Source organism: Altererythrobacter rubellus (assembly GCF_030284385.1).
Lineage (GTDB): Bacteria > Pseudomonadota > Alphaproteobacteria > Sphingomonadales > Sphingomonadaceae > Erythrobacter > Erythrobacter rubellus.
In genome coordinates this window covers 180,686-203,383 of the sequence record NZ_CP127221.1, presented here as the reverse complement: position 1 = coordinate 203,383, position 22,698 = coordinate 180,686, and the positions used below count along the sequence as shown (strand labels likewise).

Genomic DNA, 22,698 nt, shown 5'->3' with positions numbered 1-22,698 from the left:
TTAGGGTGCGTATTCTTTTGGGTCCAGCACACCTTTAGCTTTCCCGTCACAAAGAATAGCGATAGCGGTGGTCCCGAGAGAAGGAGATACCCTATGACGACTTCGCGCAGCGCGCTTTCACTTGCAGCTGCAATGGCCTTTCCGTTGGCTGCATGCTCACCTGCTGGATATGGGCAGAGCGAGATTGCCAGCGCATCGGCAATGCCAGCCGCGGCGACCGAGCCCAAGGCCAAGAACGTCATCCTGTTCATCGGTGACGGTATGGGAGTTTCGACGGTCACAGCCGCGCGGATCTATGCCGGCCAGAAGAACGGGCAGAGCGGCGAGGAATATGTCCTGCCGTTCGAGATTTTCGAGAATGTTGCGCTCGTAAAAACCTATAACAGCAACGCGCAGGTGCCCGATAGTGCCGGCACGGCAAGCGCGATGCACACTGGCGTCAAGACCAAGATCGGTGTTCTGGGGGTTGGCCCCGATGTCACCGCTGGCGATTGCGAAAGCGGGCTGGCCAACTCGCTCCCAATTCTAGGAGAGCAAGCAACAGCGCGCGGGCTGGCCCTGGGGATCGTTTCCACCGCGCGCATTACCCATGCGACCCCAGCCAGCGTTTATTCGCGCACCCCGGATCGCGGCTGGGAGGCAGATGCGTGGATACCCGAGGATCAACGCGGCAAGGGCTGCGATGATATCGCGGCGCAGCTTGTGAACAGCACATTCGACGTCGCCCTGGGCGGCGGGACGGCGGCATTCTTTGGCGCAGACTCCGGCGGGAGGCGGCTAAATGCGGATGCGAACCTGCCTGCAGATTGGACGGCACGTACAGGCGGCACCTTTGTTTCTACAGCAGCTGAATTGGCTGCTGCACCAGCAGACAAGCCTGTGTTAGGGCTCTTTTCGCCCAGTCACATGACTTACACGGTCGACCGCACCGACGATTCGACTGAACCGACACTAACCGAGATGACGCAGCAGGCGATCACGCGGCTTCAAGATGATCCCGAAGGCTTTTATCTGATGGTCGAATCGGGCCGGATCGATCACGGTCACCATGCCGGGCAAGCTGGCTATGCATTGGAAGAAGCAGTCGAGTTCGCTAACGCAATCCAATACGCAATCGAAAACACCGATCCTGCTGAAACATTGATTCTGGTAACCGCAGATCACAGCCACGTCTTCACAATGTCGGGCTATCCGCGCCGTGGAAATGACATTCTGGGGTTGGTTGTCGCTCCTGAAGGGAGTGCCGAACTGGCAGAGGCGACCACCGCGACCGATGGTAAGCCATACACCACGCTGGGTTACCAGAATGGTCCCGGTGCAATTGCCAATATGGCAGAGCGTCCGATGCCTGAAACCGGCGTTCATGCGCACCAACAGGCCGCGATCCCGACCAGCAGTGAAACCCATGGCGGCGAAGATGTGGCGCTCTATGGCAATGGTCCTGGCGCTGATCGTGTTCGCGGCGTGATCGAGCAGAATGCGATCTATAACATCATCGTCAAGGCGCTTGGCTGGGATGACTAAGAGATCAAGGTGATCTTGCACGAGCTGGATTGGGCTACCCGCAGGTAGCCCGCAAGGCCGGGAGGAAATTGCGTACGCCGAGGCGAGTGCGGAAAAAACAGGATGCCAAACAAAAACCCTCGCGCCGGGGGCATTGGCACGAGGGTTCCTAGTTAGCGTTCGTCACGCTTGGATGAACCGCACTTCGATGAAGGTTGAGGCAACAGGGGGGGAAACCCGCCTTCGACCGGTTCACAAGAAGAAACTACCCTTTCTCAGCTTTCGGCTAAATGAATGACGCACAGCGCTCTGTCGTGTTCTTACAACCTTGCAACGCCGAAGCGTTTATCGTGGGCGACGAGACGAGCTACGCGGATCGCGGAACTGGAACGTACTGTCGGGAACAGACACGCCATAGCGGTGATTCCTTAGCCGAACCGTCGTGCGATTGTTCTGCGCATCGAGCGCAACCCAGGTGTTGAGCTCCAGCCCGCCCGGCGCGGTCACATCGCGCACAAAGATCATATTGATCATGCCGAATTCGGGGCGTTTGGGGTCGCGCACCTCAATGCTGATCACGTCAGGATTCCCGGTCTGAACCAGCTTGCCATAACGGGAGATATCCCGCTCCGGATCAAGCAAGGCACCCAGCGGCGAATTGCGGATCGGCCAGCGCTGAACCTGATTCACTTCATAATCGACGAGGTAGAGCGACCGACCGTTGGATATGACCAGCAAATCCTGATCTTCGCCATAGTCGAACCGGATCTTTCCGCCACGCTTTAGTGTCAGAACACCGTCGGCAGTCTGCCCCATTCGGTCAGTTTGTGAGAAGTCTGCCTTTAGTGTGGCGATTTGGCGAAGCGCGCTGACAGCGCGGTTCAGATCGCCCGCTTCGGATTGCGCGATGGCGGGCGCGGTCGTCGCGATAGATGCGGGGATTGCGCATAAGGCAGCACTCGCCAGCGCAACGTGCAGCGGGCGTTTGGAAAGAAATGCAAAGATGCTCATGCTGCGCTTTCTAATCACGCGGCGTTTAACTGTCACTGAACTTGATTGCGTTCAGCCGTTCAGCAAGATCACTTGATCTTGGCTTCCTTGAACTCGACATGCTTGCGCACAACCGGGTCATATTTACGGAAAGTCATCTTTTCAGTGATGTTACGCGGGTTCTTTTTCGTCACGTAATAGAAGCCCGTGTCTGCAGTCGAGACGAGCTTGATCTTGACGGTTGCTGGCTTCGCCATGACGGTATCCTAAAACTTGCAAAAGGGCTGATGTTCAGCCGAAAAAATACAGGCGGCGCGAGCAGCACCGCCATCCAGAGGCGCGCCATTGGGTGATTCTGGGGCAAAAGTCAAGCACGACTCACCAATCAGAGCGACTGACTTTACCTCTTTTCGCCTTCACATCGCCACGGGCTTTCTTGGCTTTCAGCCGCTGGACCTTGCCCACGCGATTGACGCGGCTTTTGGCGCGCGGCTTGGGGCGCTCATGCGCTTTGGTGAGCAATTGCTCGAGCTTCTCGCGCGCCGCGGTGCGATTTGCTTCCTGGGTACGATGTTCGCGTGCTGTAATCAAAAGGTCGCCTGACGCGATGAGCTTGCTTTTGGCGATTTCTTTCAACCGCGCAAAAACAGCCGGCGGCAGACCCAATTTGTAGATATTCACCCGCAGCTGGACCTCGGTCGCTACCTTATTGGCGTTCTGCCCTCCCGGCCCGCTGCCAGCGAGGAAACTTTCCTCTGCCAGAGCATGCGCGCGGGCGAGAAGATCATCATCCATCATCTGACACGTGCGTGCGTTCTGGCGGAGGCGGAGGCTCAGGGGCGGTGAGACCCGCCCGAACGAAGTCTTCCGGAAATGGAGCGTAGGCGGTAATCGGATCCTTGCCTGGGCGTGTCATATGGATCGCCTCTGCGTGCAGCATGGTGCGGGGCGCGCCTTTGTTTTGCCCGCGCACGGGCCCGTAAACGGGATCGCCCAGCAGTGGAACGCCCAGCCCTTGCAAGGCGTGAACCCGCAATTGGTGCGTGCGCCCGGTCTCGGGGCGGAAGCGGATCAACGACCGCTTTCGGTCTTCTTCACCGATAGTCTGGAGCAATTCCCAATGCGAGATCGCCGGTTTGCCTTTCTTCGCGGCAATCATCCGCCAGCCCTTCTCAGCCGAGCTGATCTTGGAGAGGTTAAGTTCGATCGTGCCGGATTGTTCGGACGGTTCAAAATCCATCACTGCCAGATATGTTTTGCCAACAAGACGGTCCTCGAACGCCCTGTTAAAGCGCTTCAGCGCCTTCGGATTGCGCGCAAGAATCAGGCAGCCGCTGGTATCGGTATCGAGCCGGTGAACGGCAACTGGCGGGCGCTGAAATCCCAGCTTCAACTGCTCGATATGGTCCCACAAAGCGGGGCCGCCGCGCTTGGGGCGGTCCACTGGCAAACCCGCAGGTTTGTTGATCACCAGCGCTTCGCCGTCTTCGAAGAGTATTTCGATATTCATATCAATTCAGCTTTCATCAGCCCGCGCACGGCGTTGCCGAGCAAAAAGCCATTTTCGAGATCTTCCAAGATCAGATGTTCTTCGCGCGCCTTGCCGCTGTCAATCAGCGAGCGGCGCAATACGCCGGGCAGCAGGCCAAGCGAATCCGGGGGAGTGAGCCATACTCCGTCGCGCTCAACAAAGATATTGGTGAAGCTGCCTTCGGTAACGAAGCCTTCGGGATGAACGAGCAGCGCTTCCTTCGCGCCTGCGGCCTTTGCGGCGGCCAGCGCCTCCTCGTAGAACCCGCGATCGGTTGTCTTGTGCCGCAAGCGCCAATCGCTGGGATCCACCGGCAGAGGCAGCGCGATACATCGCAGCGGTGTATCACTGGCGCTTGGTACAGGCCCCGCCTCCAGCGCCAACTCTCCGCGCCGCGATGCCAGCAGCCGCACCTTGCTGCGCGTTTCCAGATCAAAGCACAGCGCCTGAATCTGGTTGCGCGCGGCATGCCGGTCGAAAGAAAAGCCCAAAGCCTGCGCTGAAGCCTTGATCCGTTCCAGATGCAGTTCGAGCAAGCCGATACCGCTTTCCGGATCGAACAGCATTGTCTCGATCAAATCGCAATCGCTCAGGCGGCGCGCAAAGCCTGCCTTCACTTCGCATTCGCGCCGTTCAGCCATGGCTTCGCTGTCTGCAACAATCGCAGAGCCTACGCCCATGACCGCGCGCCCTCGATTGTTCTCTTCCGGCGTCAAGCGGAGCGTGCGAATCGCGACATTGAATGCGGTATCGCCATCAGGCCCGATCCGTCCGATCGCCCCGCAATAGGGTCCGCGCGCATCGCGCTCTCTCTCATTGATCAGCTCCATCGCGCGAATCTTGGGCGCGCCGGTGATGGAACCGCAGGGAAAGATGGCGCGGACCAGATCGACCGCAGTTTTGCCTTCTTGCAGTTTGGCATGCACGCTGGAAACCATTTGATGCACCGTTGGATAGCTCTCGACGGTGAACGGTGCCTCAACGCGCACGCTGCCAGCTTCGGCCACACGGCTAAGATCATTGCGCATCAAGTCAACGATCATGAGGTTCTCGGCCTTGTCCTTGACTGACTTAGCCAATTCGTCCGCCAATGCTTGATCGGCTTCGGCCGTGTCGTCACGAGGGCGCGTGCCCTTCATCGGCTTGACTTTTGCCGCATTGCCCTTGAGCGAAGCGAACAATTCGGGTGAGAGGCTGAGCAGCCAGTGCGAGCCATCGAACAGCAATCCGCCATAGCCGGCCTCGGCAGCCGGGCGCAGCTGTGAATAGAGCGCAACCGGATCGCCGCGATAGGATCCGGCGAGCTGATAGGTCAGGTTGACCTGGTAAATGTCACCTGCGTGGATCGCGTCCTGAAGCCGGGCGAATGCTGCCGCATAGCCGCCGGTCGAAAGCTGCGGTTCCATCGGCCCCAGCGTCCCTGTGCCTTCAGACTGCGAAGCGAGCCATTGTGGAACGTCTTGCGCGGCAATTTCTTGCTCGCTGTCAAACAGGCCGAGCCAGACTAGCGGGCCTGCCGCACCGCTGCGTGCATCCACCAAGGGCGAAAGTTTGGGCTCCATCGCCAGGCCCGCTTCGTAAGCGATATAGCCCGCCAATGTTCCGCCGCTGGCTAGTCGTGCGGTATCGGCTGCGGTCAACACATCCGCCACCTCTTCGCCGCGCATCGCAATGAAAATCTGGCGTGGATCGGTAAACAGATGCGCAGATGCTGCGCCGTCCCGGCGCGCGTCATCAAGCAGGATAAAGGGTGTGCGCTGTCCCATTGCCAGTGCAGCCTTAGCCAATCGCGTGCACAAGTCGAGTACTTGACCACCTAGGGTCCGCTGCGCTGCTCGCGCATCGCTTCGCGCGCTGCCTTGCGCTCTGCAGATGAAATCGTGCCAGAGCCATCTTTATCTGCACTGTTAAAACGCGTCTCTATAGCCGCATCGAATTCCTCGCGCGTCACAGCTTCGTCGCCATTGGTATCTGCGCGGCGTAGCATAGCCATCATCCGCGAAGGACCACCGCGGCCTTGTCGCGCTTCGCGACCACCGCGTTCTCCTGCCCGAGCGCGCATCGCTTCGCGGGCTGCAGACATCTCTTCCTGGCTAAGACCGCCGCTGCCATCGGTGTCTGCGCGGGCGAACATGCGTTCTGCGCGATCACCACGGCGTTCCTGGCGTCGGCTCTGTCGTGCTTCGCGCGCGACCTGCATTTCAGCCTGCGTGACTTCGCCGTCGCCGTTTGCATCCATTTTGGCAAAGCGCTCTGCCTGCTTTGCAGCGCGGTCTGCCCGATCAATCACGCCATTGCCATCGGCATCGGCGCGTTCGAACATCTTCGCGCTGTGAGTGCGCGCTTCTTCAAGTGTCACATTGCCATCGCCATTGGCATCGGGTCCGCGCTTGCCGCCATGATGGTCAGCGAAGGCCGCGCCAGAAGCGCCAATGGCAAGAGCGGCGGCTGAAAGGGTGAGTGTGAGTTTACGCATTGTGTTTGCTCCTATGAATGTGTCGTGCGAGCTGCAGAAAACGAACCTAACCACATTTTGAGAGGGAGGGGGCCTTGCTTGCACAGGGGAATGCAAACGGTCCGCTTTCTGCAACTCTTGAACACTTATCTCGCGGCGCTGTGTCGCAGGAGTATGCCAGTTTAGAGGCAAATTGTCGCAGATTGTATCACCTTCAGACCTCTGTTCATTTGCGCGAAATATGCCTCAGGCGTCTGCCATAAGGAAAGCGTTGAGCTTGTTGCCGTCTGGGTCACGGAAATATCCGGCATAGAACACCTTGCCGTTCTCATCCGGTTCACCGCGTGGGCCCGGCGCGCCTTCATCGGTTCCACCGTGTACCATTGCAATGTCATACAGTCGATGGACCTGATCCTTGTCCTTGGCTTCGATGGCCACCATCGTGCCGTTGCCGACGGTCGCTTCCTTGCCATCGAACGGTTTGGTCGCGGCTATGCCTGCACCGCCATCCCATGCGCCCCAGGCAATAAAAGTATCGAAGTCCATCATCCGTCCGACGCCCATTTCAGCGGCGATAGCGTCATAGAATTTGGCGGCGCGCGGCAGATCGTTCGTGCCCAGCGTTACATAACCGATCATCACATACTCTCCCGTCATGAGTCACAAATTTCGCGACCCGCAATGTAAGAACATTACAAGAACATTTGCAGTTCCACAAGCCGACCTAAGGATTTCCGCCTATCAAAGCGGAGCGCAATGCTTTTCCAGCCAGGCCAAGTCCTCGCCATCCATCTGCGGGCTCAAGATATCCCAGACCTTGGCATGATAATCATTCCACCAATTGATCTCGTCAGCGGTCAGGAGGGTCTCTTCAACCAGTGTACGGTCGATCGGCACAAAGGTCAGGCATTCGAACCCCAGATACTCGCCCTCTGCGCCTTCGATATCCTGTTGTACGGTCAGGATCAGATTCTCGATCCGGATGCCAAATTCGCCCGCTTTGTAATAGCCAGGTTCGTTCGACAGGATCATGCCTGCGAACAGTTCCTCGTCCGCTCCGGGTTGACCGCCGCCAAGCTTGGCGATGCGCTGTGGCCCTTCATGGACTGACAGGAAACTACCTACGCCATGGCCAGTACCATGCGCGTAATCGACGCCTGCCTCCCAGAGATATTGCCGGGCAAAGGCATCCAGCTGACCCCCGCAGGTGCCTTGCGGGAAAATGGCGCGATCAATCTGGATGTGGCCCTTGAGAACGCGCGTGAAGCGGTCTTTCATCTCTGTTGTTGGTTCGCCAGGGCCAACCCAAACAGTGCGCGTGATATCGGTTGTGCCCGCCGGATATTGCCCACCTGAATCGCACAGGAAGATTGAGCTGGGCGGGATCGGAATATTGCTGTCTTCATCGACCTTGTAATGCGGCAGCGCGGCGTGACCGGCAGCGGCAGAGATGGTGTCGAAGCTGATGTCTTTGAGGTTGCCCAGCTCGCGGCGGAATTCGAGCAGTTTTGCCGCGGCGGCCAGCTCGTCGACTTCGCCCGACGGCGCGGTTTCCTCGATCCAGCGCAGGAAACGGCTTACAGCGACGCCGTCGCGGGCCTGCGCGTCGCGGTGACCTTGTTGTTCGACCGGATTTTTGATCGCGCGCGGCAGAATGGTGGGGTCGCGCTCAAAGCTCACGGTTGCGCCACCTGCCTCCAGCGCCTGAGCAATCCCGGCCACGGCATAATTGGGATCAACCGCGACCTTCTTCCCTGCCATTGTTCCAAGCGCGTCTGCAAAGGTGCCGCGTTCACGGATCGTCACCGCATTGCCCAAGTGCTGTGACAGCTCCGGCGTGACTTTCTCGGAACCGATGAACAATTCTGCAGTCCCATCGGCATGTGCAACGACATAGCTTAGCGCGACTGGCGTATGCGCGATGTCTGAGCCGCGGATATTCAACAGCCACGCCACCGAATCGAGCGCGGAGATGACCGCTGCATCGTGACCTTCGGCCTTGAGCCAATCTGCGATCTCCGCGCGCTTTTCAGCCGAGGAGCGCCCAGTGTGCTCGTCTGTCTGGATCATTGCCACCGCATCGGATGGCTCGGGCTGGTCCTGCCACACGGCGTCAAGCGGGTTGCCGTCGACAGGTACCAGTTCTGCGCCCACTTTGGCCGCTTGCGCTGAAACCGTATTTACCCACGCCCTGCTATGCAGCCATGCATCGTAACCGATCTTCGCGCCTTGGCCGGCATGGTCGGCGATCCATCCGCCAATCGTATCCTTGGGCACAGAGCGGTATTCAAACAGTTTTTCGTCCACTTGATCGCGCACTTGCACGGTATAGCGGCCGTCAACAAAGATCGCGGCTGTGTTTAGCAGCACCGCAGCGCTGCCTGCGCTGCCGCCAAATCCGGTCAGCCATTCAAGCCGCTGTGCATAGGCACCGACATATTCGCTCATATGCTCATCCGAAATGGGTATGATGAACCCGTCCAGTTCGCGACGTTTCAATTCCTGCTTCAACGCGTCGAGACGCGCTTCGTGGGTTTGCATCAACATATGATCGATCCTGCGTGTTGAGCGCTTCAGGCTTGCGGCATGAGCGCTAATCTCTAAACGACTCACCACATAGTCTTTCAGCGCGCGGTATTCCACCCGCGCTGGGTTCGCACAGAAGGATGCCCAATGAGTTTAACGCGCATTGCACATGGCGCGCTCGCAGCTTGTCTGGCGATTTCGCCGCTCGCCGCTGCCCATGCTGCCAATCAAGAGGAATCAACTAACGTGACAAGTGAGGCACCAACCTCCCCCCCGATCGCCGAAAAGCGCGAGCATAGCTTTACCCACCACGGAATTACCGTCAGCGATCCGTATCACTGGCTGAAAGACCAATCATACCCCACGATCGATGACGAAGACGTGCTCGATTATGTGAAGGCTGAAAACGCCTGGTTCGAAACGCGTATGGCGCCGCAGAAGGCGCTGACCGACACGCTGTTCGAAGAGATGAAGGCGCGGATCAAGGAAGACGACAGCACTGTCCCGCAAAAGGATGGGGACTGGATCTATTGGTCCGAGTTTGAAGAAGGCGCGCAATATCGCAAGCACTATCGCAAACCCGCTGCTGGCGGTGATCCGGTGCTTATCATTGATGAAAATGAGCTTGCAGAGGGGCATGAGTATTTCCGCCTTGGCGCTGCATCGGTCAGCAAGAACGGGCGTTTCCTTGCCTATTCGACCGACACCAATGGATCGGAACGCTACACTGCACGGATCAAGGATTTGCAGACGGGTGAGCTGCTGGATGACGAGCTCACCAATCTGCGTGGCGGGCTGACCTGGGTCGCGAATGACACGGCGCTGGTTTACGGACCATCGACCGAGGAATGGCGCACGCTGGAGGCCAAGCTGCATGTGATCGGCACGCCGGTGGAAAGCGATGTGACGCTTTACAAAGAGGACGACCAGAGCTTCGGTGTGGGGGCTGGTCTTACCGCGCAGGATGACTGGCTGATCATTGCCACGGGCGACAATGAGACGAGCGAAGTACGGCTGGTGCGTGCTGACGACCCTACCGGCGAGCAGATTCTGATCAAGCCACGCCAGAAAGGCGTCGAATATTCTATCGATGTGCGGGATGGAGAGATCTTCATCTGGACGAATGATAATCACATCAACTTCCGCCTGGCCAAGGCCTCGCTGAAGACCCCCGGTGAATGGGAAACGGTGATTGCAGGCTCGGACGAGTTTTACCTGACCGGTTTCGAGCTGTTCAAGGATTTCTACGTTACCGAAGGGCGCCTGAACGGGCTCGATCAGGTGCAGATCCGCAGTTATGCCGACGCGTCCGACATGAAATCGATCGATTTTCCTGAAGCCAGCTACGACACCGGCCTTTCGAATAATCCCGAATACGATGTCAGCAAGTTGCGCCTTTCTTACGAAAGCATGATCACCCCGGGTTCGGTCTATGACTATCATCTAGCATCGGGCGAGCTGGAGCTGTTGAAGCAGCAGGAAATCCCGTCGGGCTACGATGCCTCGCTCTATACGACCGAGCGGGTCGAAATCACTGCACGTGACGGTACAAAGGTTCCGGTCAGCATCGTGATGCGTAAGGATCGCGAAGAGATTTTGGAAGAAAAAGCCGGACCGCTGCACCTCTATGCCTATGGCGCCTATGGCTACGCGGTACCGCCGGGTTTCTCTACCACGCGCCTGAGCCTGGTCGACCGCGGTTTTGCCTATGCCATCGCGCATATTCGCGGCGGCGATGATCTGGGCCGCCGCTGGTATCTGCAAGGCAAGATGTTCGAGCGGCGCAACACCTTCAACGACTTTGTCGATGCGGGGCGCGGGCTGATTGAGCTGGGCTATACGAGCGAAGGTAAAGTCACCGCATCAGGCGGTTCGGCCGGCGGCGAGCTGATGGGGGCGGTCATCAACCAAGACCCGTCGCAATATGGCGCAGTGGTCAGCCATGTGCCGTTTGTCGACGTGCTCAACACCATGCTTGATGAAAGCCTGCCGCTGACACCGGGCGAATGGCAGGAATGGGGCAATCCTCTGACCAGCAAAGAGGCCTTCGCTTACATCCTCAGCTACTCGCCCTATGATCAGGTGAGCGCGCAAGACTATCCGCCGCTGCTCGTTACCGCCGGTCTTAACGATCCACGTGTGACCTATTGGGAGCCAGCCAAATGGGTCGCCAAATTGCGCGATGTAAAGACTGACAACAAAGAGCTGCTCATGAAGACTAATATGGGCGCTGGGCATGGCGGTAAGTCGGGCCGTTGGAATTCGGTCTATGAGGTCGCGGAAGAATACGCCTTTATCCTGTGGCAGATGGGCATGACCGAAGCCGAGGGGGCAGATTGACCACTAGCTTCACCAGAAAGTTCACGGCGTTGCCCGAGCACATTGACGAGCTCGGGCATGTCAACAATACCGTCTGGGTCGGCTGGGTTCAGGATATCGCCACCGCGCATTGGGATGCAGCCGCGCGGCCGGAAGACAATGCGCAATTCTTCTGGGTCGTGATCCGGCACGAGATCGATTACCGCGGCAATATCGCAGCGGGCGAAAGTGTGACCGGAGATACGTGGATCGACGGGCCTGCCAAAGGCGCGAAATCTGATCGCCGGGTCGACTTCCGCAACGCGGCGGGCAAGGTGATCGTCTCTGCGCGCACCACCTGGGCCATGCTCGACCGCAAAACACAGCGGCTTGTGCGCGTTCGCCCTGAAGTGATAGCGCCCTTTCAGCTATCGGGGGAATAAGCCGCATGACCAAGAGCCCATTGTTTGCACCATTGACGTTGCCCAATGGCAGCACGCTACCCAACCGCATCTGCAAGGCTGCGATGGAAGAAAATATGGCCGTGCAGCCGGGGCAATACCCGGGGGAGAAGCTGTTCGCGCTTTACCGCCAATGGGCGAAGGGCGGCACAGGCTTGCTCCTGTCCGGCAATGTTATGGTTGACCCTAGCGCGCTGACCGGTCCAGGCGGTGTGGTGCTGCAGAAAGGCACTGAGTTGGCGCCGTTCAAGAAATGGGCAGAGATCGGCCAATCCTTTGGTGGGCAATTCTGGCTCCAGATCAGTCATCCGGGACGCCAGCTTTACAAGAGCTTGGGAGAGACTGCCGTTTCGCCCTCTGGTGTGGAGCTCAACCTTGGCAAGTTCTCATCACTCTTCGCACCCGTCCGCAGGCTCGAAGTGGGCGAGATCGAAGCGATCATCACGCGTTTTGCAGACACTGCGGAGTTGGCCGAACAAGCAGGCTTTGATGGTGTCCAGATCCACGGTGCGCATGGCTATCTTATCAGCCAGTTCCTCTCGCCGCTCACCAATAAGCGCGATGATGAATGGGGTGGCAGCCTTGAAAATCGCGCGCGCTTCCTGTTGCGGATTGTTGAAGCGGTGCGTCAGCGTGTGAAGCTCAGCTTCGGTGTGGGCCTCAAGCTTAACTCGGCTGACTTTCAGCGCGGTGGCTTCGAATTCGAAGACGCAAGGCAAGTGTTGGAATGGCTTAATGGTCACGGGCTCGATTTTGTCGAGCTGTCAGGCGGCAGCTATGAGAGCCCCGCGATGCAAGGCAATCCGCAGGAAGGCTCAACCCCAAGTTCTTCAACGGCCGCGCGCGAGACCTACTTTATCGATTTCGCCCGTCAGATCGCGAAAGTCGCCGATATGCCGATCATGGTGACAGGCGGCATCACGAAGATGGAAGTTGCTGAAGCCGCGCTGGCGAAGGATGAAACGGGCTTTGGCGTACAATTGCTGGGCATTGCGCGTGCGCTGGCCAGCGATCCGGATCTGCCAAAGCATTGGCGTGAAGGAACGAATGCCAACGTTTCGCTTCCGCAAGCCGGCTTCAAGGATGCCACCCTCAATGGCCTCGCGACTATGGCGCTGACCAAGCAACAGCTTGAGAAAATGGCCAAAAACAAGCCGCCGGGTGATGGCGGTTCAGCTGTTATCGCGCTAGTGGCCGATCAATATCGCGCGGCAAAGCGCGCCAAGGGCTACCGCAAGTGGCGGGCGAACTGACCAATCTTCTGTGCATAAGTAATCCTGTTTGATTTCAGTTGGTTGCTCCGACTGTGTGCACGCCAGCGCGGCATGTCTCAAAAATGTAATTTTCCCGTCATAGTGCCGCAGCAAAACGGTCATAGGGAACACACACAATGAAACGTGCATTGCTTTTGTCAGCAGCGGCTGGCGCCCTTTGTTTTACTTCACCCGCCATCGCGCAGGACAATTCCGAGCTTTCTGCAGAGCTCGCTGAAATGCGTGCGGCAATGGCTGCGATGGCAGCCAGGATTGACACGCTTGAAGCGGAACTTGCTGAAGCGGAATCCAAGGCAGACGTCGCAGCGACGCAGGCCGCAGCAGCGTCGCAAGCTGCATCTGCCGCAAGCGAGACGGCAAGTGCGGCGGTCGCAGCAGCTGAAGCGGCGGACGCGGGCGCAAGCATTGCCTTCAAAGGCGCGCCTGAAATCAAGGCCGATGGCGGCTGGAGTTTCAAGCCACGCGGTCGCTTGCAATATGACGCAGGCATTACATCAGTACCTTCATCGACTGGCCGCAGCGACGGTTTCGGTAGCGAAGCGCGTCGCGCACGCCTGGGCGTCTCTGGCGATATGCCCGGCGGTTTTGCCTACAAGTTCGAAGTCGACTTCGCGGGCAACGATGTGGCCGTCACCGATGCGATCATCTCATACGAAGCTGGTGATGCAGAAATCAGCGTTGGCCAGATGAATACCTTCCAGTCACTGGAAGAACTGACCAGTTCGCTCCATACCAGCTTTATCGAGCGCGCGGCCTTCACCGACGCTTTCGGTTTCGAACGCCGGGTCGGTGCGGCCGCCACCTTCAGCAGCGGCGATCTTCTGATCCAGACAGGTCTCTTCACTGACAATTTGGAAGATCTTTCCAATAAGAACTGGAGCGCGGATGGCCGCGTGGTCTTCAATCCGAAGGCCGGCGACACTCAACTGCATTTCGGCGGCTCGGTTCACTATTCCGACCTCGAAACCGGCGAGACCGTTCGCTATCGCCAGCGTCCATTGGTCCACTTCACGTCAGAGCGTTTCATCAACACTGGCAATCTGGGCGCAACCAGCGAATTTGGATTTGGTCTTGAAGGCGCGTTCATCGCTGGCCCGTTCCACAGCGCGGCTGAAGGCTATTGGCAGAGCGTCAACCTGCCAATGGGCGCTGATGATCCGACCTTCTTCGGCGGCTATGCCGAAATCGGTTACTTCCTGACAAGCGGCGACACGCGCGGCTACAAGGGCGGCAAGTTTGACCGCACCAAACCAGCCAATCCTGTCGGCGAAGGCGGCATCGGTTCGATCCAGCTCAACGCACGCTATGATCGCCTCGACCTCAGCGATGCCGGTATCGTAGGCGGGACACAGGACGGCTATTTCCTGTCGCTGGTGTGGAAGCCAACCGACTACACCATGCTGCTCGCGAATTATGGTAAGCTCGACTATTCGAATGCTGTTCACCCGACCGCAACCGGCGATACGGATTACAGCGCAGATGTAATCGGCGTTCGCGCTCAGATCGATTTCTGATCCTCCAGGTCGGCCTGGAAGACACGCTCCGGGCTGACTAACAATTGTCACATTACTGTCACGCATCTCCCCTAAGCGCATCTTATATCTAGGGGTCAATTGAAGGATTTTTCCATGCGTTTTGTAAAAACAACCTGCCTTCTGGCAATTTCGAGCCTCGCCCTTGCCGCTTGCGGTGAAGGTGCCGGCGGCGGCACCCGCGACTCAATTCGCGCGGTTGGCTCTTCAACGGTTTTTCCGTTTGCCAAGCAAGTGGCGGAAAACTTCTCTCGCGCTAACCCCGAATTCAATTCTCCGCTGATCGAATCGACCGGCACTGGCGGCGGTATGAACCTGTTCTGCGCTGGCGTTGGCGCAAGCACCCCTGACATGGTCAATGCATCGCGCCGCATGAAGATGTCTGAGTTTGAAACCTGCCAGGAAAACGGTGTGACGGAAATCGTCGAGTTGCAGGTCGGTCTTGACGGAATCGCATTTGCATCCGCGCAAGGCGGGTTGATGATGAACCTTTCCCCCAAGATCGTTTATGAAGCGCTGGCAGCCAATCCGTATGGCGGCGAGCAGACCAATGAAACATGGTCCGATGTTGATCCTTCGCTCCCGAATGAGCCGATCTTTGTCTATGGCCCGCCGTCCACCTCGGGCACTCGCGATGCTCTGAAAGAGCTCGTCCTTGAAGTTGGCTGCAAGACCAATGAAGACATGAAAGCTCTGAAAGAAAGCGATGAAGATCGCTATGATCAGGTTTGCACTGAAGTGCGCGCTGACGGCAAATATGTCGACCAGGGTGAGCAGGACAATCTGATCGTGCAGAAGATCGAGAGCAACCCGCGCTCGATCGGTGTGTTCGGCTTCAGCTATCTCGAAGAGAATGCCGGCAAGGTGCAGGGCTTGCCGATGAACGGCGTGGACCCAACCTATGCGAACATCTCCAACTTCTCTTATCCCGGTGCTCGCCCGCTTTTCGTTTATGTGAAGGCTGCGCACCGCAGCGCGATCCGCGGCCTTGACGAGTATTTGCAAGAGTGGGTCAGTAGCTGGGGGCCGGATGGTGCTCTGACCAAGATCGGCTTGGTGCCTTCACCAGAAGCCGAGCGCGCGAAGAACGAGCTCGCTGCAAAGAACTATGTCACAATCACAGCTGACGACCTCAGCAAGTAATCCTCTCCCTTCCGGTTACTTCTGATCGAAGCGCCGCTCTGCCAATCTGGCAGTGCGGCGTTTTTCGTATTAAGGCGCTTTGTGCTATATGGCTGGGCGATGCACAGCGGAGGCACTCGGCGCGATGATCGGGTTGATTGTCATCGTGCTATTCTTGATATGGCTGACGTCGCCAGATCCAAAATTCAACCCGGCCAGTTTTGAAGATGCACCGCTTGAGCCAGGGCTCGCCCCGCTCTCCGAAGCCGTCACGCTAGCGCAGGTCATGCAAGCCAACGGGCAAACACACAAGCAATGGCAAGACTCCCAGCTAACCCAAGATGACGATCCTTCTTGATCTCAGATCGGATTGCCATCCTGATCGCGGAAGATTTCGCGGCGGCCGACATGGTTCGCCGGGCCGACCAGCCCTTCGCTTTCCATCCGCTCGATCCATTTGGCGGCGGTGTTGTAGCCCACGCCCATCTGGCGTTGGAGCCATGAGCCAGAGGCTTTCTGGTTTTCGATCACGATCTGGCAGGCCTGGCGGTACTTGCGCTCTTCGGGATTGTCGCTGGCGGTGAATTCGTCTTCAAAGCTCAGCCCGCCGCCATCTTCCGGCTCCTCGGTAACCGCGTCGACATATTCAGGCTTGCCCTGGCTGCGCCAATAGTTCGCCACTCTTTCGACTTCATCATCGCTCACGAACGGCCCGTGGACGCGGGTCAGCGCGCCGGTGTTGGGCTTGTACAGCATATCACCGCGGCCAAGCAGCTGCTCGGCGCCTTGCTCACCCAGAATGGTGCGGCTGTCGATCCGGCTGGTTACCTTGAAGCTGATCCGTGTCGGCAGGTTCGCTTTGATCACGCCGGTGATGACATCGACTGATGGGCGCTGCGTTGCCATGATCAGGTGAATGCCCGCCGCGCGTGATTTCTGGCTGAGGCGCTGGATCAGGACTTCGATTTCCTTGCCGACCGTCACCATCAGATCAGCCAGCTCGTCCACGATCAGGACGATCATCGACAATGGTTCGTAATCGAGCTGTTCTTCCTCGAACAGCTCCTCACCCGTTTCGGGATCGAAGCCGGTCTGCACGCGCCGGCCCAGCGGCTTGCCCTTGGCGGCGGCGGCGCGAACCTTCTCGTTGAAACCGCTGATATTGCGCGAGTTCACGCTGCTCATCATGCGATAGCGGCGCTCCATCTCCTCGACCGCCCATTTAAGCGCGCGCACGGACTTGTGCGGTTCCGTCACAACCTGGCTGAGCAGATGCGGGATATCATCATAACTCTTGAGCTCGAGCACCTTGGGGTCAATCAGGATCAAGCGGCACTCAGCCGGTGTGAAACGATATAGCAGTGACAACAGGATCGCGTTGAGGCCCACCGACTTACCCGAACCGGTCGTGCCAGCGACCAATAAGTGCGGCATGGCAGCAAGGTCCGCCACTATAGGCTCGCCTGCGATATCCTTGCCCAGGATAATCGGCAGCGTGCCCTTGTTTTCCGCAAAGGCTGCGCAAGCGGCAAGCTCTTTGAAGCTCACCATTTGCCGTTCGGCATTGGGAAGCTCGATGCCCATCACCGTCTTTCCCGGGATCGGTGCAACGCGGGCGGAGATCGCGCTCATATTACGGGCAATATCTTCGGCCAGGCCGATAACGCGGCTGGCCTTGATGCCCGGTGCTGGTTCCAGCTCGTACATCGTCACAACCGGGCCAGTACGCACTGCGGTGATCTCACCTTTGACGTTGAAATCGTCGAGCACATTCTCAAGCAGACGCGCGTTTCGCTCGAGCGCCATCTTGTCCAGCTTGACGCCTTTGTCCTCGGGCATGTCCTCGAGCAGATCGAGGCTCGGCAAGTCGAAGCTTGCGAACATATCGCGTTGCTTGGCATTCGCGAGTGCGGCTTTCTTGGGCGGTTTGGTAGGATCAGTGATCGTCGGTGTACGGCGCGGTGCAGGATCTGCCAGAACCTCCGCATCGCCTCGGTCCCGATTCGATTTTGCGCGCTTCAATCTGGGCGTGCTTGTCTCATCGGTGATCTCGCGAGTGCTGCGCACTGGCAGAAGATTGCGTACGAAGTCCGGCAAGGTCAGCAGGCTGCGCCAGTCGATCGCGAATACGCGCGTGGTAAGTGCAATGCCGCCGGCCAGGCTGGCGAACACCAGCCCGCCTGTAACCCAGCCAGACGTGCCTTCACCGAAACGGTCCGCCACGGCGTTGACCGCGCTAGCGCCCAATAGGCCAGAAATGCCGCCCATCTGCGCAGGCAGCGTGCTGTCCGGCCCTTCGAACATCAAGGACAGGAAGGTTGAGAGCAACACCATTGCGACGAGCAGCATGCCGAGCGGCAGCCACCACCGGGTGCCTTTATCTTCATCTTCGTGCTCGACCTCGCGCCAAAGCCCGCGCGCGCCGATGTAGATGAGCGGCAGCAGCAGCACCGAAGTTATGCCAAATGTGCCCAGCACCTTGTCTGCGGCCCAAGCCCCGCTTGCACCCATCCAGTTGCGAATGTCATTGCCCGATGCGGCCGTGGAACCGGACGGGTCAGTCTGGGTATAGCTTGCCAGCGCCAGGGTCAGAAAAACCAACAGGATCAGGAGCCCGCCCGCCCCCGCCATCTGACCGGCGCGGCGCATCGAGCGACGGAATGCCGCGCGCCAGTCTGCCTGTCCCTTTTTGCGCATTGACCGTGTAGCCATCGGGGCAATCTCTCCTACAAGAACACACCATGAATCTTCGAGGACTCGCGGTCAACGTTTTTAGAGCCTCAAGCGTCGGTGTCTTTGTAGCGTGCCATTGCCAGCCGCGCCTTCCACCCTTCCACCCGGAGCCTACCGGGATACAATCCGGGTGGAAGGGTGGAAGGCGCGGGTGGCTGGGACTTCAGCGCAACAAGCTAGCTCAACCCATCTATCGCCGCCCAGCGCGGCCACTTCAGCCGATCCGCCGTACGCTGGTTCATACCGCCCAGCGCGATGACAGGCATATCGGCATGCTGCGCGAGCATTCTGAACCGATTTGGTCCAAGAAATGGGGTCTCAGGGTGTGAATTGGTTGCAAACGCGGGTGAAACCATCACCGCGTCGGCCCTTGCGCGGTTCGCTTGCCCAATCTCTTCGAGATCATGCGCCGTTGCGATTGTCAGCATATCGGTACGCGTTGGATAGAGGGATCGCGGTGCACCATAGATACCGTCAGCGCCCCATTCGCGCGCGGTTAGTGTGCTGTCAGCCAGAATGACCACATGTTCAAGCGCGCGGCACACACGCTTCAATAGCTGAAACCTGGCCCAACGCTGCGGGTCATCCAAATGATAATGGCGATAAACAAAGCCTGATGCGCGCGGCAACCGAGCCAGGGATGCCTCCAGCGTGCCGTCATTGCGTTCGTCTGAAAGCAACCAAAGGTCAGGAAGATGCTGGAACTGCGCCATTGCCACGCTATAGCGCGCTGTCATGGCAAATGAAGCAGCATATCGCCTCGATGAAGTCCGCGCCAATATCGCGAAGGCGTGCAAGCCTTCGCGCCGCGAGACCGATGACGTTACATTGATTGCGGTCAGCAAGACCCATCCTGCGGAGAAGATCACGCCACTTCTGGAGGCCGGGCATCGCGTCTTCGGAGAGAACCGCGTTCAGGAAGCGCAGGAGAAATGGCCTGCGCTGCGCGAAGCCTATCCCGATGTTGAGCTGCATCTGATCGGGCAATTGCAATCCAACAAGGCGGACGAAGCAGTCGCGCTTTTTGATTGTATTCACGGTCTGGACCGCCCCAGCCTGCTGAAAGCACTTGCCAAAGCGATGGACAAAGCGGGCAAACGTGTGCCGTGTTTCATTCAGGTCAATATTGGTGAGGAAGAGCAGAAGGGGGGCTGCGCAATCGCTGATTTGCCTGCGTTGATAGAGCAAGCGAAGGCGGCGGAGATCCCGATCCTTGGCCTGATGTGTATTCCGCCATTCGACATCGAACCTGCGCCATTCTTTGCATATTTGTTCAAGCTGGCGGCCGACAATGGCCTGGATCAGCTTAGCATGGGCATGAGCGGCGATTATGAAACCGCTGTGATGCTGGGCTCGACCCATGTGCGTGTAGGGACCGCACTGTTTGGTGAGCGCCGGAAGCAGGGGCAGTGAGCGAGGCGCTGGAGCGGTTTGAAGCCGAATGGCTGCCCCGGCTGAATACGGGCGCTCGCACTTCGTTTCACCATGGCCTGACGCCGCCTGATGCCGGGCTGCATTCCGCGGTTGCCGACACTTTCGTCAGTGAACTCGGTTTCACACCAATTGGCTTCAATTGGGAACTGCTTGATGCGCATGGCGATGCGGATAGTCCGCGTTCAGCGGTTGGCGAACTGACAAAGGCGATCGCCAACGATATCTCCAACCCGTCAAAGGAATGGCTTGGTTCCACCGCCGCGTCTCGCTGCGCGCAAGACCTGTTGGCCGCATTCGACAGAACTTCGCTGACGGTTGTATCCAACCGTTATGACGGCTTGTGGAATCCGATTTCGCGCACGAGCGTGGAATGGGGATTTGTCTGCTTCGACGACAGGCAGATCGCGCTGATCCTGATTGCCGAACAAGGCACCGAACAAGGTTAGGTCGCAAAAAGAAAAGGGCGCCTCGCAAGAGACGCCCTTTCCGATATTCTGTGATCTTGTGCGAATTAGAACTCGAAAGTCATTTCCGCACCAATCTGGCGACCCTTCGACAGCGGCGACAGTGTGCCGCCAGCCGGATAGGCATCGAACGGACGGTTCACGCCATTGCTAAGCGGACCACCGAACGGCAGCTGGGTGTCACCACCAGCCTGAACCTGATCGAGCAGGTTCTTGCCGTAGATCGATACGGACAGGCCATCCATCGGGGTTTCCCATGTGATGTTGGCATCAAGGTTGTCGGCAGCCTGGATCCAGCCTAAGTTGTTGTCCGTATAGGCAAACTCGTCGCGGAACTGATAGTTCACCCGGCTGACGATCGCGCCATTCGGCAAGATCAACTCATGGAGCATGCCAACGCCCCAGGTTACTTCCGGCACACGTGGCAGACGCAGAGCGGTGTCTGCATCGTCGATTGCGCCGTCGCTCGAGATATCGAAAGCTACGCTCTTGTAGTCATCGTCGATGATGCCGAGGTTCGCCGTGAAGATCAGGTTGTCGGTAACCCGCGCCCGCCCTTCAACTTCGAAGCCAAGAATTTCGGCATCCGCCGTGTTCAGGATGAACTGTGACACGCCGGCAGTTGGCGAGCTCTGATTCACTTCGCGCTGCATGTCGTCGATCTCGGTCAGATAGACTGCAGCGTTGACGGTCAATGCACCATCGCTGGTCTGGAACTTGCCGCCAATCTCGTAATTGTCGACGCGCTCTTCATCGAAGCCGAAATTGCCGCCGGTTGCCGGTACAACGACAGTCTCGAACACGGTCGCGTTGGTGATACGGAAGTTGTAGCCGCCGCTGCGATATCCGCGGGTCCAGTGAGCATAGATCTGGCTGTCGTCGAATTCATACTGGAAGCCGAACTTTGGCGACCAGTTGGTCCAGCTGCGGCCATCTTCGAAACCGTTATTCTCGGTCGGGATGAACGGGTTTGTGCCGCTGGTTGGGCATGTGCCGCCAACTACCGAACATTCTGGACGCGGACGTACATATGTCACGCCAGCGTACTTTTCTTCGCGGCTCCAGCGGATGCCGGCGATGACAGAAAAGTCCGACGTCAGATAATACTGACTTGCCGCAAACGCGCCCAATACTTCGTGGTCCTGCGAACCACCGCCATAGAATGTCAGCGGGCTGAGCGGCGGCAGATCACGAGTTTCTGTGTAGGCAATCGACTGGTCGAAATAGAAACCGCCGATCGTCAGGTCGAAGTTGTCAGTCGAAATCGCGTAGCGGATCTCGTTCGAAATCTGATCGTGCTCGGTTTCTGTGCTTGAATGGAAACCGAAGATCGGAAGACTGTCGATATCTCCCAGTGTTGTTGCCGAATAATCCCGATAACCGAAGATATTGGTCAGTGTACCCGGGCCGATATCAACCTCTGCAGTGAGCGATCCGGTCCAGATCTCGTTATCGTAGTTACCGCGCTCGTCGATCGACAGATCGAAAGTGTCACGCTCGAACACACCGCGGTTCTGGCCTGAAGGGCCGTCGCCATCGCTGGTGAAATAGTCCAGCTTGCCGGTCAGTGTCAGGTCGCCAAAGCGGCCTTCCAGCGCGCCGCGCAGGATTTTGGTTTCAGCCTTGCCGTGGTTTGAGCCATCGAACAGGTTGGTGAAGTAACCTTCATTCTTGTTGTAATATGCGCCCAGCTTGAACAGCAGCGTGTCTTCAACGATCGGGCCTGAAATTACGCCGCTGACGGTATAGTTTGCACCGCCGCGACCGCCATCTACAAGCGGTCCATCAACCGCCGCGCGGAATTTTCCGGTCAAATAGTCGGTCGGGTTGCCGGTGTTGATCAACACCGCGCCGCCGGTGGTGTTGCGTCCGAACAGGATACCCTGAGGGCCGCGCAGAATTTCTACACTTTCAAGGTCGAACAGGTCGAACACGACGCCGCCGCTGAAGCCGAGGTAAACGCCATCGACGAATACGCCGACAGTTGGGTCGATCGAGGGAATCGAGCTGTTGATGCCCAGACCGCGGATCGAGAAGTTTGCGGTTCCACGGCTGGTGCCGATCTGGTCAAGCGACACGTTGGGTGCCGAATATGTCAGTCCTTGAACGTCACGCACCTTGAGCGCATCGAGGCTTTCTGCATTGAACGCTGTCACCGCCAACGGCACGTCCTGAACATTTTCTGCATTCTGCGTCTTTGTGCCGGTCACAACAATGACGTTGGTCGCATCAGCGATGCTCGTACGGCCCGTCTGTTGCTCTTCTTCCTCCACAGCATCTTGCGCGAAAGCTGTAGCGGGAATCATCGCCATGCCTGCTCCAAGCAAGGCAAGCGTCTTCAATGAAGCAAATCTGGTATTCATGGGGGGCTCTCC

General features: G+C 58.1%; 20 protein-coding genes. 9 read left to right on the top strand and 11 right to left on the bottom strand.

The window, feature by feature from the left end:
• Window positions 1-93 precede the first annotated feature (93 nt).
• Window positions 94-1,524, top strand: coding sequence for an alkaline phosphatase (locus QQX03_RS00965; RefSeq protein ID WP_285976024.1), 1,431 nt, complete (start codon window positions 94-96; stop codon window positions 1,522-1,524).
• 324 nt (window positions 1,525-1,848) lie between these two features.
• Here QQX03_RS00965 and QQX03_RS00960 read toward each other — a convergent pair whose 3' ends face one another.
• The 8 genes from QQX03_RS00960 to QQX03_RS00925 all read right to left on the bottom strand — a co-directional run bounded on the left by QQX03_RS00960 (window position 1,849) and on the right by QQX03_RS00925 (window position 9,026).
• Window positions 1,849-2,514, bottom strand: coding sequence for a LolA family protein (locus QQX03_RS00960; RefSeq protein ID WP_285976023.1), 666 nt, complete (start codon window positions 2,512-2,514; stop codon window positions 1,849-1,851).
• A 68-nt stretch (window positions 2,515-2,582) separates the two neighbouring features.
• Complete coding sequence (gene rpmG / locus QQX03_RS00955; RefSeq protein WP_010233410.1) at window positions 2,583-2,750, bottom strand: 50S ribosomal protein L33; 168 nt, start codon at window positions 2,748-2,750, stop codon at window positions 2,583-2,585.
• 121 nt (window positions 2,751-2,871) lie between these two features.
• Window positions 2,872-3,288, bottom strand: a complete 417-nt coding sequence (arfB, locus tag QQX03_RS00950; RefSeq protein ID WP_285976924.1) for an alternative ribosome rescue aminoacyl-tRNA hydrolase ArfB — start codon at window positions 3,286-3,288, stop codon at window positions 2,872-2,874.
• Window positions 3,281-4,003: an RluA family pseudouridine synthase gene (locus QQX03_RS00945; RefSeq protein ID WP_285976022.1), complete on the bottom strand. Its 723-nt coding sequence runs from the start codon at window positions 4,001-4,003 to the stop codon at window positions 3,281-3,283. The genes arfB and QQX03_RS00945 overlap by 8 nt, the downstream gene beginning before the upstream one ends.
• Window positions 4,000-5,790 carry an aminodeoxychorismate synthase component I gene (gene pabB / locus QQX03_RS00940; RefSeq protein ID WP_285976021.1) on the bottom strand — a complete coding sequence of 597 codons (1,791 nt, stop codon included), beginning with the start codon at window positions 5,788-5,790 and terminating at the stop codon, window positions 4,000-4,002. The genes QQX03_RS00945 and pabB overlap by 4 nt, the downstream gene beginning before the upstream one ends.
• A 50-nt stretch (window positions 5,791-5,840) precedes the next feature.
• On the bottom strand, window positions 5,841-6,500 hold the full coding sequence (locus QQX03_RS00935; RefSeq protein WP_285976020.1) for an EF-hand domain-containing protein: 660 nt from the start codon (window positions 6,498-6,500) through the stop codon (window positions 5,841-5,843).
• A gap of 225 nt (window positions 6,501-6,725) precedes the next feature.
• Window positions 6,726-7,118: a VOC family protein gene (locus tag QQX03_RS00930; RefSeq protein ID WP_285976019.1), complete on the bottom strand. Its 393-nt coding sequence runs from the start codon at window positions 7,116-7,118 to the stop codon at window positions 6,726-6,728.
• Between the two features lie 102 nt (window positions 7,119-7,220).
• Complete coding sequence (locus tag QQX03_RS00925; protein WP_285976018.1) at window positions 7,221-9,026, bottom strand: aminopeptidase P family protein; 1,806 nt, start codon at window positions 9,024-9,026, stop codon at window positions 7,221-7,223.
• A gap of 126 nt (window positions 9,027-9,152) precedes the next feature.
• On the opposite strand from QQX03_RS00925, the gene QQX03_RS00920 reads away from it, so the two are divergent.
• The 6 genes from QQX03_RS00920 (at window position 9,153) to QQX03_RS00895 (ending at window position 16,050) form a co-directional block, all read left to right on the top strand.
• Window positions 9,153-11,345, top strand: coding sequence for a S9 family peptidase (locus QQX03_RS00920; RefSeq protein WP_285976017.1), 2,193 nt, complete (start codon window positions 9,153-9,155; stop codon window positions 11,343-11,345).
• On the top strand, window positions 11,342-11,746 hold the full coding sequence (locus QQX03_RS00915; RefSeq protein ID WP_285976016.1) for an acyl-CoA thioesterase: 405 nt from the start codon (window positions 11,342-11,344) through the stop codon (window positions 11,744-11,746). The genes QQX03_RS00920 and QQX03_RS00915 overlap by 4 nt, the downstream gene beginning before the upstream one ends.
• A 5-nt stretch (window positions 11,747-11,751) precedes the next feature.
• The gene (locus tag QQX03_RS00910; RefSeq protein WP_285976015.1) at window positions 11,752-13,017 is read left to right on the top strand and encodes an NADH:flavin oxidoreductase/NADH oxidase family protein; all 1,266 of its coding nucleotides are present in this window, start codon (window positions 11,752-11,754) and stop codon (window positions 13,015-13,017) included.
• Window positions 13,018-13,154: 137 nt separating this feature from the next.
• Complete coding sequence (locus QQX03_RS00905) at window positions 13,155-14,552, top strand: OprO/OprP family phosphate-selective porin (RefSeq protein WP_285976014.1); 1,398 nt, start codon at window positions 13,155-13,157, stop codon at window positions 14,550-14,552.
• 114 nt (window positions 14,553-14,666) lie between these two features.
• A complete protein-coding gene (locus tag QQX03_RS00900) occupies window positions 14,667-15,713 on the top strand; it encodes a substrate-binding domain-containing protein (RefSeq protein WP_285976013.1) in 1,047 nt (348 codons plus the stop codon).
• Between the two features lie 88 nt (window positions 15,714-15,801).
• Window positions 15,802-16,050, top strand: coding sequence for a hypothetical protein (locus tag QQX03_RS00895; protein WP_285976012.1), 249 nt, complete (start codon window positions 15,802-15,804; stop codon window positions 16,048-16,050).
• Between the two features lie 2 nt (window positions 16,051-16,052).
• Here the strand turns inward: QQX03_RS00895 and QQX03_RS00890 are convergent, their stop codons facing one another.
• Complete coding sequence (locus tag QQX03_RS00890) at window positions 16,053-18,404, bottom strand: FtsK/SpoIIIE family DNA translocase (RefSeq protein WP_285976011.1); 2,352 nt, start codon at window positions 18,402-18,404, stop codon at window positions 16,053-16,055.
• Between the two features lie 197 nt (window positions 18,405-18,601).
• The gene (locus QQX03_RS00885) at window positions 18,602-19,162 is read right to left on the bottom strand and encodes a thiamine phosphate synthase (protein ID WP_285976010.1); all 561 of its coding nucleotides are present in this window, start codon (window positions 19,160-19,162) and stop codon (window positions 18,602-18,604) included.
• Here QQX03_RS00885 and QQX03_RS00880 point away from each other — a divergent pair.
• Window positions 19,161-19,838, top strand: a complete 678-nt coding sequence (locus QQX03_RS00880; protein ID WP_285976009.1) for a YggS family pyridoxal phosphate-dependent enzyme — start codon at window positions 19,161-19,163, stop codon at window positions 19,836-19,838. The genes QQX03_RS00885 and QQX03_RS00880 overlap by 2 nt on opposite strands.
• Entirely contained in the window at window positions 19,835-20,305 is a 471-nt protein-coding gene (locus QQX03_RS00875; protein ID WP_285976008.1) for a hypothetical protein, read from the top strand. Before QQX03_RS00880 ends, QQX03_RS00875 begins: the two co-directional genes overlap by 4 nt.
• Before the next feature lie 65 nt (window positions 20,306-20,370).
• Here the strand turns inward: QQX03_RS00875 and QQX03_RS00870 are convergent, their stop codons facing one another.
• A complete protein-coding gene (locus tag QQX03_RS00870) occupies window positions 20,371-22,686 on the bottom strand; it encodes a TonB-dependent receptor (RefSeq protein ID WP_285976007.1) in 2,316 nt (771 codons plus the stop codon).
• Window positions 22,687-22,698: the final 12 nt, after the last annotated feature.

Bases quoted from the DNA above. Each gene is read 5' to 3' on its own strand.
- arfB (WP_285976924.1), bottom strand. From the start codon at position 3,288: ATGGATGATGATCTTCTCGCCCGCGCGCATGCTCTGGCAGAGGAAAGT.
- QQX03_RS00920 (WP_285976017.1), top strand. From the start codon at position 9,153: ATGAGTTTAACGCGCATTGCACATGGCGCGCTCGCAGCTTGTCTGGCG.
- QQX03_RS00895 (WP_285976012.1), top strand. From the start codon at position 15,802: ATGGCTGGGCGATGCACAGCGGAGGCACTCGGCGCGATGATCGGGTTG.
- QQX03_RS00935 (WP_285976020.1), bottom strand. From the start codon at position 6,500: ATGCGTAAACTCACACTCACCCTTTCAGCCGCCGCTCTTGCCATTGGC.
- pabB (WP_285976021.1), bottom strand. From the start codon at position 5,790: ATGGGACAGCGCACACCCTTTATCCTGCTTGATGACGCGCGCCGGGAC.
- QQX03_RS00910 (WP_285976015.1), top strand. From the start codon at position 11,752: ATGACCAAGAGCCCATTGTTTGCACCATTGACGTTGCCCAATGGCAGC.
- QQX03_RS00905 (WP_285976014.1), top strand. From the start codon at position 13,155: ATGAAACGTGCATTGCTTTTGTCAGCAGCGGCTGGCGCCCTTTGTTTT.
- QQX03_RS00890 (WP_285976011.1), bottom strand. From the start codon at position 18,404: ATGGCTACACGGTCAATGCGCAAAAAGGGACAGGCAGACTGGCGCGCG.
- rpmG (WP_010233410.1), bottom strand. From the start codon at position 2,750: ATGGCGAAGCCAGCAACCGTCAAGATCAAGCTCGTCTCGACTGCAGAC.
- QQX03_RS00930 (WP_285976019.1), bottom strand. From the start codon at position 7,118: ATGATCGGTTATGTAACGCTGGGCACGAACGATCTGCCGCGCGCCGCC.
- QQX03_RS00880 (WP_285976009.1), top strand. From the start codon at position 19,161: ATGGCAAATGAAGCAGCATATCGCCTCGATGAAGTCCGCGCCAATATC.
- QQX03_RS00870 (WP_285976007.1), bottom strand. From the start codon at position 22,686: ATGAATACCAGATTTGCTTCATTGAAGACGCTTGCCTTGCTTGGAGCA.
- QQX03_RS00925 (WP_285976018.1), bottom strand. From the start codon at position 9,026: ATGTTGATGCAAACCCACGAAGCGCGTCTCGACGCGTTGAAGCAGGAA.
- QQX03_RS00960 (WP_285976023.1), bottom strand. From the start codon at position 2,514: ATGAGCATCTTTGCATTTCTTTCCAAACGCCCGCTGCACGTTGCGCTG.
- QQX03_RS00965 (WP_285976024.1), top strand. From the start codon at position 94: ATGACGACTTCGCGCAGCGCGCTTTCACTTGCAGCTGCAATGGCCTTT.
- QQX03_RS00885 (WP_285976010.1), bottom strand. From the start codon at position 19,162: ATGACAGCGCGCTATAGCGTGGCAATGGCGCAGTTCCAGCATCTTCCT.
- QQX03_RS00900 (WP_285976013.1), top strand. From the start codon at position 14,667: ATGCGTTTTGTAAAAACAACCTGCCTTCTGGCAATTTCGAGCCTCGCC.
- QQX03_RS00945 (WP_285976022.1), bottom strand. From the start codon at position 4,003: ATGAATATCGAAATACTCTTCGAAGACGGCGAAGCGCTGGTGATCAAC.